At 72.1% G+C, this 15937-nt stretch carries 12 protein-coding genes; 2 read left to right on the top strand and 10 right to left on the bottom strand.

Annotated elements, in window-relative coordinates; genetic code table 11:
- Position 1: 1 nt before the first annotated feature.
- Positions 2 to 523, bottom strand: coding sequence for a DUF4240 domain-containing protein (locus ACZ516_RS02020; protein ID WP_469008694.1), 522 nt, complete (start codon positions 521 to 523; stop codon positions 2 to 4).
- Between the two features lie 133 nt (positions 524 to 656).
- On the opposite strand from ACZ516_RS02020, the gene ACZ516_RS02015 reads away from it, so the two are divergent.
- On the top strand, positions 657 to 1604 hold the full coding sequence (locus tag ACZ516_RS02015) for an SDR family oxidoreductase (protein ID WP_358585657.1): 948 nt from the start codon (positions 657 to 659) through the stop codon (positions 1602 to 1604).
- Between the two features lie 11 nt (positions 1605 to 1615).
- Here ACZ516_RS02015 and ACZ516_RS02010 read toward each other — a convergent pair whose 3' ends face one another.
- The 7 genes from ACZ516_RS02010 to ACZ516_RS01980 all read right to left on the bottom strand — a co-directional run bounded on the left by ACZ516_RS02010 (position 1616) and on the right by ACZ516_RS01980 (position 12677).
- On the bottom strand, positions 1616 to 2587 hold the full coding sequence (locus ACZ516_RS02010; RefSeq protein ID WP_469008044.1) for a helix-turn-helix transcriptional regulator: 972 nt from the start codon (positions 2585 to 2587) through the stop codon (positions 1616 to 1618).
- Between the two features lie 208 nt (positions 2588 to 2795).
- Complete coding sequence (gene aceE, locus ACZ516_RS02005; RefSeq protein WP_358585660.1) at positions 2796 to 5492, bottom strand: pyruvate dehydrogenase (acetyl-transferring), homodimeric type; 2697 nt, start codon at positions 5490 to 5492, stop codon at positions 2796 to 2798.
- Between the two features lie 309 nt (positions 5493 to 5801).
- A complete protein-coding gene (locus ACZ516_RS02000) occupies positions 5802 to 6425 on the bottom strand; it encodes a GntR family transcriptional regulator (protein ID WP_358585662.1) in 624 nt (207 codons plus the stop codon).
- A 138-nt stretch (positions 6426 to 6563) separates the two neighbouring features.
- Positions 6564 to 8393 carry a 2-oxoglutarate dehydrogenase, E2 component, dihydrolipoamide succinyltransferase gene (gene sucB, locus ACZ516_RS01995; protein WP_469008043.1) on the bottom strand — a complete coding sequence of 610 codons (1830 nt, stop codon included), beginning with the start codon at positions 8391 to 8393 and terminating at the stop codon, positions 6564 to 6566.
- Positions 8394 to 8491: 98 nt separating this feature from the next.
- A complete protein-coding gene (gene lpdA, locus ACZ516_RS01990; RefSeq protein WP_358585664.1) occupies positions 8492 to 9880 on the bottom strand; it encodes a dihydrolipoyl dehydrogenase in 1389 nt (462 codons plus the stop codon).
- 319 nt (positions 9881 to 10199) lie between these two features.
- Entirely contained in the window at positions 10200 to 11747 is a 1548-nt protein-coding gene (locus ACZ516_RS01985) for a leucyl aminopeptidase (RefSeq protein ID WP_358585666.1), read from the bottom strand.
- Between the two features lie 147 nt (positions 11748 to 11894).
- Entirely contained in the window at positions 11895 to 12677 is a 783-nt protein-coding gene (locus ACZ516_RS01980) for an adenosylcobinamide-GDP ribazoletransferase (protein ID WP_469008041.1), read from the bottom strand.
- A gap of 66 nt (positions 12678 to 12743) precedes the next feature.
- Here ACZ516_RS01980 and ACZ516_RS01975 point away from each other — a divergent pair, with 66 nt between their 5' ends.
- A complete protein-coding gene (locus ACZ516_RS01975) occupies positions 12744 to 13529 on the top strand; it encodes a hypothetical protein (protein ID WP_361081780.1) in 786 nt (261 codons plus the stop codon).
- Here ACZ516_RS01975 and ACZ516_RS01970 read toward each other — a convergent pair.
- Positions 13448 to 14167: a hypothetical protein gene (locus ACZ516_RS01970; protein ID WP_469008040.1), complete on the bottom strand. Its 720-nt coding sequence runs from the start codon at positions 14165 to 14167 to the stop codon at positions 13448 to 13450. The genes ACZ516_RS01975 and ACZ516_RS01970 overlap by 82 nt on opposite strands.
- Positions 14164 to 15933 carry a phosphatidylglycerol lysyltransferase domain-containing protein gene (locus tag ACZ516_RS01965; RefSeq protein WP_469008038.1) on the bottom strand — a complete coding sequence of 590 codons (1770 nt, stop codon included), beginning with the start codon at positions 15931 to 15933 and terminating at the stop codon, positions 14164 to 14166. The genes ACZ516_RS01970 and ACZ516_RS01965 overlap by 4 nt, the downstream gene beginning before the upstream one ends.
- Positions 15934 to 15937: the final 4 nt, after the last annotated feature.

Below are 15937 nucleotides of genomic sequence, written 5' to 3'. Positions count from 1 at the left end.
GTCACTTCGCCATGAAGCGGGCCCACAGTTTCGGATAGCGCTCCGCCATCACCGCGTCGTCCTCGAGGTCGAGCGGCGTGCCCGCCGGTTCCGGCGGGGCGGGCAGGATGCCGAGGTCCGGGGCGACGACACCGGTGAGCTGCTCGTACGCCTCGTCGGCGGCGTAACCCAACTCCTCGCCGTCGCCGTCCAGCTCCTCGTCGAAGTCGTCCAGGAGCTCGGCGAGCGCGTCGGGGTCGTGCACCGCGCCCTCGAAGACCTCCCGGCCCTGGCCGATCAGCCAGCACCGGAAGTAGTCGAACGCGTCGTCGCTCGCGCCGCCGAGCAGCACCCAGGCCGCGCCCCACAGATCCCAGCGGTAGGCGCGGTTGTAACGGGCCTCGAAGTGGCGTGCGAAGTCGAGGACGGACTCCGGGTCGTACCGCAGCAGTCTCTCGACCAGCAGCTCGGCGTGGTCCTCGGGGTCGCCGCCGGCGGCCTCGCGGGTGCTGTCCACGATCTCCCAGAACTCCGTCTCGTCCATCACGGGTCCAGCATCGGTCCTGGGGAGGGGGGACGCACGCGGAGTACACCGGAATGCGACTGTCTCGTTATCGCGCACATGCCGATGGAAAAACCGACAGGGGTTGTCGCCTTTTGGTGGAAGCCTCGAAGACATGGACACCACACGGCGAACGACCGACAGTACGCACCCCCTGACCGGGAAGATCGCCCTCGTCGCGGGCGCCACACGCGGCGCGGGCCGCGCCATGGCCGTCGAACTGGGCCGGGCCGGCGCCACCGTGTACGTGACCGGGCGGACCACGCGCGAGCACCTCAGCGAGACCGGCCGCGCCACCGAGACCATCGAGGGGACCGCCGAGCTGGTCCGGGCGGCGGGCGGCACGGGCGTCGCCGTACCCACCGACCACCTGGAACCCGAACAGGTCGAGGCGCTCGTCGAGCGGATCGACCGCGAGCAGGGCCGCCTGGACATCCTCGTCAACGACATCTGGGGCGGCGACCTCCACGTCGAATGGGACAAGAAGATGTGGGAGCACGACCTCGGCAAAGGGCTGCGCGTGCTGCGCCTCGGCGTCGAGACCCACATCGTCACCAGCCGGTACGCGCTGCCGCTCCTCGTCAGGAACCCCGGCGGCCTGATCGTCGAGGTCACCGACGGCACCGCCGAGTACAACGGCCCCCGCTACCGCAAGCCCTTCTACTACGACCTCGCCAAGGCCGCCCCGCTGCGCATGGCCCGCGACCTCGCCGAGGAGGTCGCCGAGTACGGCTGCACGGCGCTCTGCCTCACCCCCGGCTGGCTGCGCTCGGAGGCCATGCTCGACACCCACTTCAAGGTGACCGAGGACGACTGGCGCGCGGGCTGCGCGCAGAACCCGCACTTCGCGATCTCCGAGACGCCCGCCTTCGTGGGCCGCGCCCTCGTCGCGCTCGCCGCCGACCCCGACGTGGCACGGCACAACGGCGCCTCGCTCTCCAGCGGCGGCCTCGCCAAGGAGTACGGCTTCACGGACGTGGACGGCTCGGCGCCCGACGCCTGGCGCTACCTCACGGAGGTCGACCAGGAGAGCGACACCGCGGACGTCACCGGCTACCGGTGACCGAGGACCGGCTACCGGTAGAGCTCCGCCCAGCGTTCCGCCGCGCGGGCGAACCGCTCGCGCAGGGGGGCGGGTTCGAGCACCTCCGCCTCCGGGCCGAGCGCCATGAGCTGCGTGTACGCCACGTCGTCGTTCTCGACGGGCAGGGTGACCGTCACCCGGCCCGCCGCGTCCGGGGCGCCCGCCGACTCCATGGCCTCGGCCGCCACCGCCCGGTCGGTGGCGTACGGGAGCTGCCGTACGCCCGCCTCGGTGAGCCGCACCACGACCTCGGAGCGCAGGATCGCCCGCGCGAACTGCGCCGCCCGCTCCTCCCAGAAGCCCGGCAGGTCGAACCCCTCGTCCCGTGCGAAGCGTTCGTCGCCGACGCTGACCTCGGCGAACCTGTCGATGCGGTACACGCGGTGCGTGCCGTCGTCGGGGACGCGGGCGCACACGTACCAGACGCCCGCCTTGAGCACGAGCCCGTACGGTTCCAGCTCCCGCTCCACCTCCGACTCCTGGCGGCGGTAGCGGGCGGTGACCCGGCGGTCGTCCCACACCGCTTCCGCGACGGCGGGCAGCAGCTCGGGGGCGGGCGTCTCCTTGAACCAGCCCGGCGCGTCCAGGTGGAAGCGTTGGGCCGCGCTCTGCGGGGCGTCCCTGAGGGAGGGCATGAGCGCGGCCGAGACCTTCAGGCGGGCCGCGGAGGCGGCGTCCTCCAGGCCCATCTCCCGCAGGGCGCCCGGCACTCCGGACAGGAACAGGGCCTCCGCCTCGTCGCGGCCGAGGCCCGTCAGGCGGGTGCGGTAGCCGCCGACGAGGCGGTAGCCGCCGGTGCGGCCGCGGTCGGCGTACACGGGGACGCCCGCCTCCGACAGGGCCTGCGCGTCCCTGGTGATGGTCCGCTCGGAGACCTCCAGCTCGGTGGCCAGTTCCGCGGCGGTCATGGAGGGGCGGGACTGGAGCAGGAGCACCATCTTGATGAGGCGGGCAGCGCGCATGGGTCCATCATGCGGGGCGCTGTGCGCTGCGCTGTGCTGGGGCTTCTCCTGAGCCGCCGCTTCGCGGCGGATGTTTTCCCGCCCACCCGCCCGATTGCCCGGTGTCATCTCCTGGGCCGCCGCTTCGCGGCGGGTGTTTCCCGCCCACCCGCCCGATTGCCCGGGGTTGCCGGGTTAACGGGTGGGTGGGCGGGAGACACCGGGAGGGCTACAGGCCGTACTTCGCCCGTGCCTCCTTCACCGCCGACGCCGGCACCTCGCCCCGCCGGGCCAGCTGCGCCAGCGCCGCGACGACGATCGACTCCGCGTCGACACCGAAGTGGCGGCGGGCCGCGTCCCGGGTGTCGGAGAGGCCGAAGCCGTCCGCGCCGAGCGAGGAGTAGTCCTGCTCGACCCACTGGGCGATCTGGTCGGGGACCTGACGCATGTAGTCGGAGACGGCGAGGACAGGACCCTGCGCGCCTTCGAGCGCCGTACGGAGGTACGGGGTGCGCTCCTCGCCCCGCAGCAGCGCCTCGTCCGCCTCCAGGGCGTCCCGGCGCAGCTCCGTCCAGGAGGTGGCGGACCACACGTCCGCGGCCACGTTCCACTCCTCGGCCAGCATCTTCTGCGCGGCGAGCGTCCAGTGGATGGCCGTACCGGAGCCGAGCAGCTGGATGCGCGGGGCGTCGGAGGCGGGGGAGAGGCCGGCCGACTCCGCCGTGTTGAAGCGGTAGAGGCCGCGCACGATGCCCTCGTCGACGCCCGCGGGCTTCGCGGGCTGCGGCATCGGCTCGTTGTAGACGGTGAGGTAGTAGAAGACGTTCTGGTCCTCGCCGGGCAGCGCCTCGCCGTACATGCGGCGCAGACCGTCCTTGACGATCGCGGCGACCTCGTAGGCGAACGCCGGGTCGTAGGTCAGGGCGGCCGGGTTGGTGGCCGCGATGACCGGCGAGTGGCCGTCCGCGTGCTGGAGGCCCTCACCCGTCAGCGTCGTACGGCCGGCCGTGGCGCCGACGAGGAAGCCGCGGCCGAGCTGGTCGCCGAGCTGCCACATCTGGTCGGCGGTGCGCTGCCAGCCGAACATGGAGTAGAAGATGTAGAAGGGGATCATCGCCTCGCCGTGCGTGGCGTACGACGACGACGCGGCGATGAAGTCCGCCATCGAACCGGCCTCGGTGATCCCCTCGTTGAGGATCTGGCCGTCCTTGGCCTCCTTGTAGTACATCAGCTGGTCGCGGTCGACCGGCTCGTACGTCTGGCCCTTGGGCGAGTAGATGCCGAGGGAGGGGAAGAGCGACTCCATGCCGAAGGTGCGCGCCTCGTCGGGGACGATCGGCACCCAGCGCTTGCCGGTCTCCTTGTCGCGTACCAGGTCCTTGACCAGGCGTACGAAGGCCATGGTCGTCGCCACCGACTGCGAGCCGGAGCCCTTGTCGAACGCGGCGAACGCCTTGTCGGCCGGGGCGGGCAGCGGTGCGAGCGGCTGCGTGCGGCGGGCCGGGGCGGGGCCGCCGAGGGCCGCGCGGCGCTCCTGGAGGTAGCGGACCTCGGGGGAGTCGGCGCCGGGGTGGCCGTAGGGCACCTGGCCGTCGACGAACGCGCTGTCCGGGATCGGCAGGTCGAGCCGGTCCCGCATGTCCTTGAACTCGTCCACCGTCAGCTTCTTCATCTGGTGGTTGGCGTTCTTGGACTCGAAGCCCTTGCCGAGGGTGAAGCCCTTGACCGTCTGCGCGAGGATCACGGTCGGCGCGCCCTTGTGGGTGAGCGCCGCGCGGTAGGCCGCGTACACCTTGCGGGCCTCGTGGCCGCCGCGCGAGAGGTGGAAGCACTCGCTGATCTTGTCGTCGCTCAGCAGCTTGCCCAGCTCCACGAGCGCCGGCTCCGAGCCGAAGAAATGCTCGCGTATGTAGGCGGCGTCGCGCGTGGCGTACGTCTGGAACTGCGCGTCCGGCACCTCGCGCAGGCGGCGGACCAGGGCGCCCGTGGTGTCGAGCTGGAACAGCTCGTCCCAGGCGTTGCCCCACAGGACCTTGACGACGTTCCAGCCGGCGCCGCGGAACTGGGCCTCCAGCTCCTGCACCACGCGGAAGTTGGCGCGGACCGGGCCGTCGAGGCGCTGGAGGTTGCAGTTGATGACGTAGGTGAGGTTGTCGAGGCCCTCGCGGGCGGCCAGGGCGAGGGCCGCCGTCGACTCGGGCTCGTCCATCTCGCCGTCACCGAGGAACGCCCACACGTGCGAGGCGGAGACGTCCTTGATGCCGCGGTTGGTGAGGTAGCGGTTGAAGCGCGCCTGGTAGATGGCGGAGAGCGGGCCGAGGCCCATCGACACCGTCGGGAACTCCCACAGCCAGGGCAGGCGGCGCGGGTGCGGGTAGGAGGGCAGGCCGTCGCCGCCGGACTCGCGCCGGAAGTTGTCGAGCTGCGCCTCGTTCAGGCGGCCGTCGAGGAAGGCGCGGGCGTAGATGCCGGGGGAGGCGTGGCCCTGGATGTACAGCTGATCACCGGAACCGTCGCCCTCCTTGCCCTTGAAGAAGTGGTTGAAGCCGGTCTCGTACAGCCAGGCCGCCGACGCGAAGGTCGCGATGTGGCCGCCGACGCCGTGCTTGGCACCGCGGGTGACCATCGCGGCCGCGTTCCAGCGGTTCCACGCGGTGATCTTCCGCTCCATCTCCTCGTCGCCGTCGATCGCCGGCTCGGCGGAGGTGGGGATGGTGTTGACGTAATCGGTCTCGAGGAGCTTGGGCAGCGCCAGGCCCGCGCCCTCGGCGCGCTCCAGCGTGCGCCGCATCAGGTACGCGGCACGGTGCGGCCCGGCCGCCTGGGTAACGGCGTCCAGGGAGGCCTGCCATTCGGCGGTCTCCTCGGGGTCGCGGTCCGGGAGCTGGTCGAGCTCGCTCGGCTGGATTGCGGAGGGGTCGGTCATTGCGCCGCCTTCCTGAGTCGGAGGGGGTCCCCTGTTTCGGTAAGGGGTGGGGGTGCCTTGTCTGGCAGGACAGGGCGTGCGGCGCTGGAGCGGAACATTGGTGTGGGTCCGCCTCAGGGCCACCGCCGACTGTAAGCCCGTGATCGATGATCGATCAAAGCGTTCGACGAAAAACTTTCCCGGAACGCGAAAGTCGGCATCCGGTGCCAGCGAAAAGGGCACCGGGTGCCTTCGATTTGAAGGAATCGAGGGGAGTCCGCGCAGGTGGGAGCACGTTTGCGGCCCCCGCCTCACGCATGAGCGCGTCGGTCAGGCGCGCGGCGCGCAGCCGAGGACGTGCGACTTGACCAGCTCCGCGATCGCGGGGTCCCGGCGCCGGAAGGCCGTGACGAGGGCCTCGTGCTCCTCCGCGTACGACTGCTGGACCGTGCCGAGCCACCGGATGGACAGCGCCGTGAAGACCTCGATGCCGAGACCCTCCCAGGTGTGCAGGAGCACCGAGTTGTCCGCCGCCCGCACCAGCTCCCGGTGGAAGGCGACCGTGTGCCGCACCTGCCCGGTGCCGTCGGCGGCGCGGTCCGCCTCGTAGAGGGCCGCCACATGGGGTTCCAGCGCCGAGCAGTCCTCGGCCAGCCGCTCCGCCGCCAGCTCCGCGGCGATCGCCTCCAGGCCCGCCCTGACCGGGTAGCTCTCCTCCAGGTCGGCGGCCGTCAAGTTCCGTACCCGCACACCCTTGTTGGGCGCCGACTCGATGAGCCGCAGCGTCTCCAGCTCGCGCAGCGCCTCCCGCACCGGGGTCTGCGAGACCTCCAGCTCCACGGCGATCCGCCGCTCCACGATGCGCTCGCCCGGCTTCCAGCGCCCGCTGACGATCCCCTCCACGATGTGCTCGCGGATCTGTTCGCGCAGCGAGTGAACGACGGGCGCGGTCATGAGAGCTCCTCCGGCGGGGGCTGCGGGCCCCAAGGGCGTGTGACCCCTAGACAATACGGCGACGCCCCCGACCGGAAGACTCCGGACGGGGGCGTACGCGCTGATGAGACGAGTGTTACAGCCTCACCCGCGACCTGACTACAGGCCGAGCTCGACCTCGAACTCGCCGGCTTCCAGGATCGCCTTGACGGCGGTCAGGTAGCGGGCGGCGTCGGCGCCGTCGACCAGGCGGTGGTCGTAGGACAGCGACAGGTACGTCATGTCCCGCACGGCGATGGTCTCGCCGAGGTCGGGGTGGTTGATGACGACCGGGCGCTTGACGGTGGCGCCGATGCCGAGGATGGCGGCCTGGTTCGGCGGCACGATGACCGTGTCGAACAGGGCGCCGCGCGAGCCGGTGTTGGAGATCGTGAAGGTGGCGCCGGACATGTCGTCCGGGGTGAGGCCACCGCCACGGGCCTTGCCGGCCAGCTCGGCGGTCTTCTTGGAGATGCCGGCGATGTTCAGGTCGCCCGCACCCTTGATGACCGGCGTCATCAGACCCTTCTCGGCGTCCACGGCGATGCCGATGTTCTCCGAGTCGAAGTACGTGATGGTGCCTTCGTCGTCGTTGATCCGGGCGTTGATGACCGGGTGGGCCTTCAGCGCCTGGGCGGCGGCCTTGACGAAGAACGGCATCGGGGACAGCTTGACGCCCTCACGGGCGGCGAAGGCGTCCTTGGCCTTGGCGCGCAGCTTCATCAGCTTGGTGATGTCGACCTCGACGACCGAGGTCAGCTGGGCCTGCGAGTGCAGGGCCTTCATCATGTTGTCGCCGATGACCTTGCGCATGCGGGTCATCTTGACCGTCTGACCGCGCAGCGGGGACGCCTCCAGGGCCGGGGCCTTGGGGGCGCTCGGCGCGGCGGCGGCCGGGGCCGGGGCGACCTGCTTGGCCTCGGCGGCGGCGATGACGTCCTGCTTGCGGATGCGGCCGCCGACGCCGGTGCCCTTGACCTCGGAGAGGTTCACGTCGTTCTCGGAGGCCAGCTTGCGCACCAGCGGGGTCACGTACGCGCCGTCGTCGGCCGGGGTGGGCCGGGCCGGGGCGGCGGGAGCCGACGGGGCCGGGGCCGCGGCCTTGGCCGGAGCCGGGGCGGCAGCGGCGGGCGCGGCCTGGGCGGCGGGGGCCTGGGCGGCCGGGGCGGCGGGCGCCTCGGCCTTGGCCGGAGCCTCCTGCTTCGGGGCCTCCTGCTGGGGAGCCTCCTGCTTGGGGGCCTCCTGCGCGGGGGCTTCCTGCTTCGGGGCCTCCTGCTGCGCGGGGGCGGCCGGGGCCTCCTCCTTGGCCGGAGCCGCGGCGGAACCGGGCGCGCCGACGACGGCGAGCTTGGCGCCGACCTCGGCGGTCTCGTCCTCGCCGACGACGATCTCCAGGAGCACGCCCGCGACGGGCGAGGGGATCTCGGTGTCGACCTTGTCCGTCGAGACCTCCAGGAGGGGCTCGTCGGCCGCGACCTCCTCGCCGACCTCCTTCAGCCAACGGGTGACGGTGCCCTCGGTGACGCTCTCACCGAGCGCCGGCAGGGTGACCTCGGTGCCCTCGGCGGAACCGCCGGACTGCGCCGGGGCGGCGGGCGCCTCGGCCTGGGCGGGGGCCTCCTGCTGCGCGGGGGCGGCCGGGGCCTCCTCCTGGGCGGGGGCCGCCGGGGCCTCCTCCTGCGCCGGGGCGGCCGAGCCGCCCGCGTCGCCGGAGCCGTCGTCGATGACGGCCAGCTCGGCGCCGACCTCGACGGTCTCGTCCTCGGCGACCTTGATGGACGCCAGGATGCCGGCGGCCGGGGAGGGGATCTCGGTGTCGACCTTGTCGGTCGAGACCTCGAGCAGCGGCTCGTCGGCCTCGACGCGCTCACCCTCGGCCTTCAGCCAACGGGTGACAGTGCCCTCGGTGACGCTCTCGCCGAGCGCCGGAAGGGATACGGAAACCGCCATGGTTTCGGTTGCTCCTTACGGATGGGGACTCCCCTGCTCGAGCGAAGTCGAGAGCTTGGGGAAGCGGAAAGTCTGGTCGTCGCGCCCGGTGACTGACGTCAGTCGTGGGAGTGCAGCGGCTTGCCCGCGAGGGCCAGGTGGGCCTCGCCCAGCGCCTCGTTCTGCGTCGGGTGGGCGTGGATGAGCTGGGCGACCTCGGCCGGCAGCGCTTCCCAGTTGTAGATCAGCTGGGCCTCGCCGACCTGCTCGCCCATGCGGTCGCCCACCATGTGGACGCCCACGACGGCGCCGTCCTTGACCTGGACGAGCTTGATCTCGCCCGCGGTCTTGAGGATCTTGCTCTTGCCGTTGCCCGCGAGGTTGTACTTGAGGGCGACGACCTTGTCCGCGCCGTAGATCTCCTTGGCCTTGGCCTCGGTGATGCCCACGGAGGCGACCTCGGGGTGGCAGTACGTCACCCGGGGCACGCCGTCGTAGTCCACCGGGACGGGCTTGAGGCCGGCCAGGCGCTCCGCGACCAGCATGCCCTCGGCGAAGCCGACGTGCGCGAGCTGGAGGGTCGGGACGAGGTCGCCCACGGCCGAGATGGTCGGCACGTTGGTCTGCATGTACTCGTCGACCAGGACGTAGCCGCGGTCCATGGCGACGCCCTGCTCCTCGTAGCCGAGACCGGCCGAGACCGGGCCGCGGCCGATGGCGACCAGGAGGACCTCGGCCTCGAAGGTCTTGCCGTCGGCGAGGGTGACGCGCACGCCGTTCTCGGTGTACTCGGCCTTCTCGAAGAACGTGCCGAGGTTGAACTTGATGCCGCGCTTGCGGAACGCGCGCTCAAGAAGCTTGGAGCTGTTCTCGTCCTCGACCGGCACGAGGTGCTTGAGGCCCTCGATGACCGTGACGTCGGTGCCGAAGGACTTCCACGCCGAGGCGAACTCGACGCCGATGACGCCGCCGCCCAGGATGATCGCGGACTGCGGCACGCGGTCCAGGGTCAGCGCGTGGTCCGAGGAGATGACGCGGTTGCCGTCGATCTCCAGGCCCGGCAGCGACTTCGGCACGGAGCCGGTCGCGAGCAGGACGTGGCGGCCCTGGATCCGCGAGCCGTTCACGTCCACGGAGGTCGGCGAGGAGAGCTTGCCCTCACCCTCGATGTAGGTCACCTTGCGGGAGGCGACGAGACCCTGCAGGCCCTTGTAGAGGCCGGAGATCACGTCGTCCTTGTACTTGTGGACGGCCGCGATGTCGATGCCCTCGAAGGTGGCCTTCACGCCGAACTGGTCGGCCTCGCGTGCCTGGTCGGCGATCTCACCGGCGTGCAGCAGCGCCTTCGTGGGGATGCAGCCGTTGTGCAGGCAGGTGCCGCCGAGCTTGTTCTTCTCGATCAGGGCGACGTCCAGGCCCAGCTGCGCTCCGCGCAGGGCCGCGGCGTAACCGCCGCTACCGCCGCCGAGGATCACTAGGTCGAAAACGGTGCTGGCGTCGTTCGCCACGTCACGTCCTCCATGCATGTGCGCCGTACGCCGGACCCCGTGCGTGGGGACGACCGGTCGGTCGGCTGGTATTCGGCCGCTCTTGTTTCGGCCCTTTGGTGGGGGCCCTGTCCTGCCGAGAACCCATCTTCGCACTTGTCGACGGGAGACGGGACGCCGGGCCAGGCTGTGAGACGTCCGATCAGCCGTCTCACAGCGGTTGCCCCGCGCGCGGACCCGCGGATTTCGTCGAGGGCGAAATCGAACGGGGCTTCGCGCGCGGGAACGTGCGGGGCCCCGGACGCGGATACGTCCGGAGCCCCGAGGCGTGCTGCCCGGCTCAGCCGAGGTCGCCCGCGGCGGTGCGCTCCGCCAGGCGGACCAGGGTGCGCACCGCGGTGCCGGTGCCGCCCTTGGGCGTGTAGCCGAACGGCGCGCCCTCGTGGTAGGCGGGGCCCGCGACGTCCAGATGGGCCCAGATGATGCCCTCGCCCACGAACTCCTTCAGGAAGAGGCCGGCCACCAGGCCGCCGCCCATCCGGTCGCCGATATTGGCCATGTCGGCGGTGGGGGAGTCCATGCCCTTGCGCAGCTCGGCGGGGAGCGGCATGGGCCAGGACGGCTCGCCGACCTCCTCGGCGATCTCGTGCACCGAGGTACGGAAGGCGTCGTCGTTGGCCATGATGCCGAAGGTGCGGTTGCCGAGCGCCACCATCATGGCGCCGGTCAGGGTCGCCACGTCGACGATCGCGTCCGGCTGCTCCTCGGAGGCCTTGGCGATCGCGTCGGCGAGGACGAGACGGCCCTCGGCGTCGGTGTTCAGGACCTCGACGGTCTTGCCGCTGTACATGCGCAGCACGTCGCCGGGGCGGGTCGCGGAGCCGGAGGGCATGTTCTCGGCGAGCGCCAGCCAGCCGGTGACGTTCACCTCCAGGCCCAGGCGCGCGGCGGCGACGACGGCGGCGAAGACCGCCGCGGCACCGGCCATGTCGCACTTCATGGTCTCGTTGTGACCGGCGGGCTTCAGCGAGATGCCGCCCGAGTCGTACGTGATGCCCTTGCCGACGAAGGCGAGGTGCTTCTTGGCCTTGGAGTGCGTGTACGAGAGCTTCACCAGGCGCGGCGGGGCGTCCGAGCCGGCGCCGACACCGAGGATGCCGCCGTAGCCGCCCTTGAGGAGCGCCTTCTCGTCGAGCACCTGGATCTTGATGCCGTGTTCCTTGGCGGCCGCGGTGGCGACCGCCGCGAAGGCCTCGGGGTCGAGGTCGTTCGGCGGGGTGTTGACGAGGTCGCGGGCGCGGTTCAGCTCCTCGGCGACGGCGGTGGCGCGCTCCAGGGCGGCCTTGTACGCCTTGTCGCGGGGCTTGCCGCCGAGCAGGGTGATCTCGGCGAGCGGCGCCTTGGCGCCCTTGCCGTTCTTCTTCGCGTCCTTGGCGTCGCCCTGGTCCTTGTAGGCGACGAAGGAGTACGCGCCGAGCAGCGCGCCCTCGCCGATGGCGCAGAGGTCGTCGGCGTCCTCGACGGGCAGGGCGAACGCGGCCTTCTTCGAGCCGGTCAGGGCGCGCGCGGCGACACCGGCGGCGCGGCGCAGCGCCTCCGTGCCGTACGTCTCGTCCTTCTCCGGGACCCCGCCGAGGCCGACCGCGACGACGACCGGCGCCTTGAAGCCGGACGGCGCGGGCAGCTTCGTCACCTCGCCCTCGCCGCCCGAGGCGCCGAGGGTCTCCAGGACGGACGCGAGCTTGCCGTCGTACGCCTTGTCCACGGCCTCGGCGCCGGGCGCGACGACCAGAGTCCCCTTGGAGCCAGAGCCCTTCGCGACACCGACGACGATCGCGTCGGCACGCAGGCCGGACGCCGCGGCGGTGCTGAGAGTCAGAGCAGTCACGGTGGTGAGGTCCTCTTTCGGTTGAGTTTCGACGGGCTGCGGGGTGGTGAGCCCGTCGCGAGCCTACGCCCGTGAGTGCTGCGGTGCGCCTCACTGTGTGTGTTCGGTGCGGTGTCGCGCCCACCGGGGCCCTGCCGCGGCGGGGTCTCAGCCGAGCGTGAGCACCACCAGAGCGGTGGTCGCCGCCGTCTCCGCGAGGCCCCCGAACACGTCCCCGGTGACCCCGCCGAACCGCCGTACGCAGTGTCGGAGCAGCAGCTCGGCGGCGCCGACGGCCAGGAGGACGGCCATCGCGCAGCGCACGGCGTCGTACGCCCCGAGCGGCGCGCCCGCTGCCGCCGCCCCGGCCAGGACGAGCGCCGTGACCAGCAGCGCGCGGCCGCGCGGCACGACCCCGGCGACGGCCGCGCCGAGGCCCTCGGGGCGGGCCGGGGGCACCGAGGCGCGGGCGGCCAGGGTGAGCGCGAGGCGGGCGGCGGCGGCCGAGACGACGGCGGCGACGGCGCCCGCGGCCCAGGAGCGTTCGTAGAGCCGGTGGAACACGGCGACCTGGGCCAGCAGGACGAACAGCAGCGTGATGACGCCGAAGGGCCCGATGTCGGACTGCTTCATGATGCGCAGCGCGTCCTCGGCGGGCCGGGCGCTGCCCAGGCCGTCGGCGGTGTCCGCGAGGCCGTCCAGGTGCAGCCCGCGGGTGAGGGCGGCGGGGGTGGCGACGGTCGCCACCGCGGCGAGCAGCGGTCCGCCGCCGAGCAGGCCCAGTGCGGCGCCGGTACCCGCGGCGGCCAGGCCGATCACCAGGCCGGCGAGGGGCGCCCACTGCATGCCGGCGCGCGCGGCCCCCCGGTCCCAGCGGGTGACGCGGACGGGGAGCGCGGTGAGGGTGCCGAAGGCGAAACGTATGCCGTCGGCGGGGGAGGAGGTGGACACCGCGGAAGGCTACCCCGAGGGCACGCCCGCCCTGCGGATCACTCGTGCGGGGCAGAGGATGGCCGCATGAGCGACTGGTGGTACCGGAACATCGTCGAGCCGGGGAAACTGCCGCTGCTGCTCGCCCTGCTCTCCTTCGTGGGGTCGTTCCTGGTCACCCGGACGGTCACCCGGCTCATCCGGGCGGGCAAGGGGCCCTTCCGCGACATCAGCTCGGGCGAGGTGCACATCCACCACGTCGTACCGGGCATCTTCCTGATGCTCGTGGGCGGATTCTGGGCGGTGGCCGCCGGGCAGCAGGGCGCCGGGCCGCTGTACGCCGCCGTCGTCTTCGGGATCGGCGCGGGGCTCGTGCTGGACGAGTTCGCGCTGATCCTCCACCTCGACGACGTCTACTGGAGCGAGCAGGGCCGCAAGAGCGTGGAGGCCGTCATGCTCACGGCCGCCCTGGTGGTGCTGGTGCTCACCGGCTTCACGCCGTTCGGGGTCGACGACCTGACACCGGGGGAGCGGCAAAACCGTGGGCTGCTGGTCCTGGACATCGCTCTGAACTGCGTCTTCGCCTTGGTGGCGCTTCTCAAGGGCAAGCTGCGCACGGCCCTGATCGGCCTGGTGGTCCCGTTCGTCGCGCTGGTCGGTGCCGTCCGTCTTGCCCGGCCGGGCTCGGCGTGGGCGCGGCGGTTCTACCGCCGCCGGCACCGGGCACGCGCGCGTGCGGGGCTGCGCGCCTTCCGGCACGACCGCCGCTGGGCCGGCCCGCGCCGCAGACTTCAGGACTGGATCGGCGGCTTCTCGCCCGACTCCGGGCGGTCCGGGGAGCGCGCCCCCGAGCGCCCACCGCCGCCCCGGTGACGCAGGGCGGTGACCGCGCAGAGCGCCAGCGCGGCCGCGATCGCCGCCAGGTGCTCCTTGCCCGCCAGGTTGTTCTTGACGATCACCTCGACGGCCATCAGGGCGACCACCAGGGCGGCCGTGACGTACGCCCGGTACCGCCAGCACAGGTACACCGCGAGGCCCACGACGGCGGCGGACGGGCCCGTGTCGACGACCCGGGCGTCGGAGGCGGGGAGCCCGAGCGGGTGGCCGGGGCCCAGCTCGATGCCCACGCGCGCGTAGAGCGTGCCGGCGAGGGTGGCCGCGTAGCCGATGAGGAGGGTGCGCCACCAGCCGAGGCAGATCTCCGCGATGCCGAAGACGAGCAGGATCTGGGCGAGCGCCCCCCACACCGGCAGGTCGAGCGCGGGCACGAAGAGGGAGAGCGGGGTGCGCGCCAGCGCGAGCCACAGGGGATCCTCGGCGCGCACGGAGCCGACGTTCTGGACGAACTGGTAGCCCCAGGACTGGTTCTGGACGCATTGGAGGAGCGCGGTGAGGCAGACGGCCGCCGGCGTCATGGGCGCGGCCCGCCACCGGTGGGCGGTGAGCCCGTCCCGCACGGCGGAGGACAGCGGTCCCCACTCGGCGCGGGCGCGGCGGGCCAGGGCGCTCATCGTCTCGACTCCAGGTGTTTGCGGTGCAGCAGCTTCGGCAGGCCCGGCGCTTCGAGGAAACCCTCCGCGCGCGCCGCCGCGATGGCGATGCGCGGCAGGTCGCCGCTCTTCTCGAAGAGGAGGAAGCGCGGTTCCCAGATGGGCCGGTACTTGGCGTTGGCGCGGTAGAGGGACTCGATCTGCCACCACCGCGAGAAGAAGCTGAGCAGCGACCGCCACAGGCGAAGGACCGGTCCCGCACCGAGCCGCGAGCCACGTTCGAAGACGGACCTGAACATCGCGAAGTTGAGGGAGACCTGCGTGATCTGGATCTCGGGGGCGCGCTGGAGGAGTTCGATGACCATGAACTCCATCAGGCCGTTCTCGGAGTCGCGGTCGCGCCGCATGAGGTCGAGGGAGAGCCCGTGCGGCCCCCACGGCACGAAGGAGAGCACCGCCCGCAGCCTGCCCTCCCCGTCGGTGCACTCCAGCATCACGCACCGCCCGTCCGCCGGGTCGCCGAGCCGCCCGAGGGCCATCGAGAACCCGCGCTCGGTGGCGCCGTCGCGCCAGTCGTCGGCGAGGCGCAGCAGCCGCGCCATCTCGTCCTGCGGAATGTCCTCGTGGCGGCGGACGCGGACGGTGTACCCGGCGCGCTTCACGCGGTTGTACGCCTGGCGGACGGTGCGCATCGCCCGCCCCTCCAGCGAGAACTCCGCGGTCTCCACGATGGCCTCGTCGCCCAGCTCCAGGGCGTCCAGGCCGTGCCGGGCGTAGATCGTGCCGGCCTCCTCGCTCGCGCCCATCACGGCGGGGAGCCAGCCGTGCTCGCGGGCCTCGGTGAGCCAGGGCTCGATCGCGCCGGGCCAGGCCTCCGGGTCGCCGATGGGGTCGCCGGAGGCCAGTGAGACACCGCCGACGACGCGGTAGGCGACCGCCGCCTTGCGGGTCGGTGACCACACGACGCTCTTCTCGCGGCGCAGCGAGAAGTAGCCGAGCGAGTCGCGCTCGCCGTGCTGGTCGAGCAGCGCGCGCAGCCGCTCCTCGTCGTCCTCGGTGAGCGGGTCGACGGCCCGGCGGGAGCGGAACGCGGCGTACAGGACGGCGCACAGCAGCAGCGTGCTCAGGACGTTGATGGTGACGTTGACCCAGCCGGGCGTGGCGATGCCCTCGAAGCGCCGGTCGTCGGCGGCCAGCGAGACCAGCCGCATGGTGCCGTAGCGCCAGCGGTCCAGGAAGGTCGAACGGTAGTCGTCGTCGGCGTGGTTGGTGACGGTGACCAGCAGCGCGGCGATCAGCGAGGTCACCAGGAGCCCGCCGGCGGCGACGGCGCAGGCCAGCTTCGGGTTGGAGCGGTCGCCCTTGGCGTAGAACTCGCGGCGCCCGACGATCAGCGCCGCGACGAACGCGGCGGTCAGGACCAGGGAGATCCAGTTCTGCGCGTACCGGCGCACCTCCGGGAAGAAGCCCACCACGAGGGCCAGGAGCAGCAGGAGGAGGCCGCTGAGCACCAGGTTGAGGATCCACGCGGCGCGCTTGCGGCGCCGCATGGTGATCGCCAGGAACAGCGTGAGCGCCCCCGAGGCGAAGCCGGCGGTCAGCAGGTACGGGGTGTAGTAGTCCTCCGTGTTGTGCTGGCGCACGTCCTGCCCGAGGGAGACCCAGACCGCGCTGAGGAAGTTGACGAACGTGACGGCGCGGAGGTACCAGACGGTGAACCCCGCGGCGCGGCGCTGTGTGACGGTGCGTGGCTTCTGTCGTCCGGCAACGACTTGCTCATCTCCCATGAAA

Source organism: Streptomyces sp. NPDC034037 (genome assembly GCF_055575715.1).
The sequence above is the reverse complement of the archived record's forward strand: the minus strand, read 5'-3'. Positions and strand labels throughout refer to the sequence as shown.

What these genes read in the sequence shown, in the direction of transcription:
- ACZ516_RS01970 (WP_469008040.1), bottom strand. Translation starts at nt 14,167, where the DNA reads ATGAGCGCCCTGGCCCGCCGCGCCCGCGCCGAGTGGGGACCGCTGTCC.
- ACZ516_RS01975 (WP_361081780.1), top strand. Translation starts at nt 12,744, where the DNA reads ATGAGCGACTGGTGGTACCGGAACATCGTCGAGCCGGGGAAACTGCCG.
- ACZ516_RS02010 (WP_469008044.1), bottom strand. Translation starts at nt 2,587, where the DNA reads ATGCGCGCTGCCCGCCTCATCAAGATGGTGCTCCTGCTCCAGTCCCGC.
- ACZ516_RS01965 (WP_469008038.1), bottom strand. Translation starts at nt 15,933, where the DNA reads ATGGGAGATGAGCAAGTCGTTGCCGGACGACAGAAGCCACGCACCGTC.
- aceE (WP_358585660.1), bottom strand. Translation starts at nt 5,492, where the DNA reads ATGACCGACCCCTCCGCAATCCAGCCGAGCGAGCTCGACCAGCTCCCG.
- ACZ516_RS02015 (WP_358585657.1), top strand. Translation starts at nt 657, where the DNA reads ATGGACACCACACGGCGAACGACCGACAGTACGCACCCCCTGACCGGG.
- ACZ516_RS02020 (WP_469008694.1), bottom strand. Translation starts at nt 523, where the DNA reads ATGGACGAGACGGAGTTCTGGGAGATCGTGGACAGCACCCGCGAGGCC.
- ACZ516_RS02000 (WP_358585662.1), bottom strand. Translation starts at nt 6,425, where the DNA reads ATGACCGCGCCCGTCGTTCACTCGCTGCGCGAACAGATCCGCGAGCAC.
- sucB (WP_469008043.1), bottom strand. Translation starts at nt 8,393, where the DNA reads ATGGCGGTTTCCGTATCCCTTCCGGCGCTCGGCGAGAGCGTCACCGAG.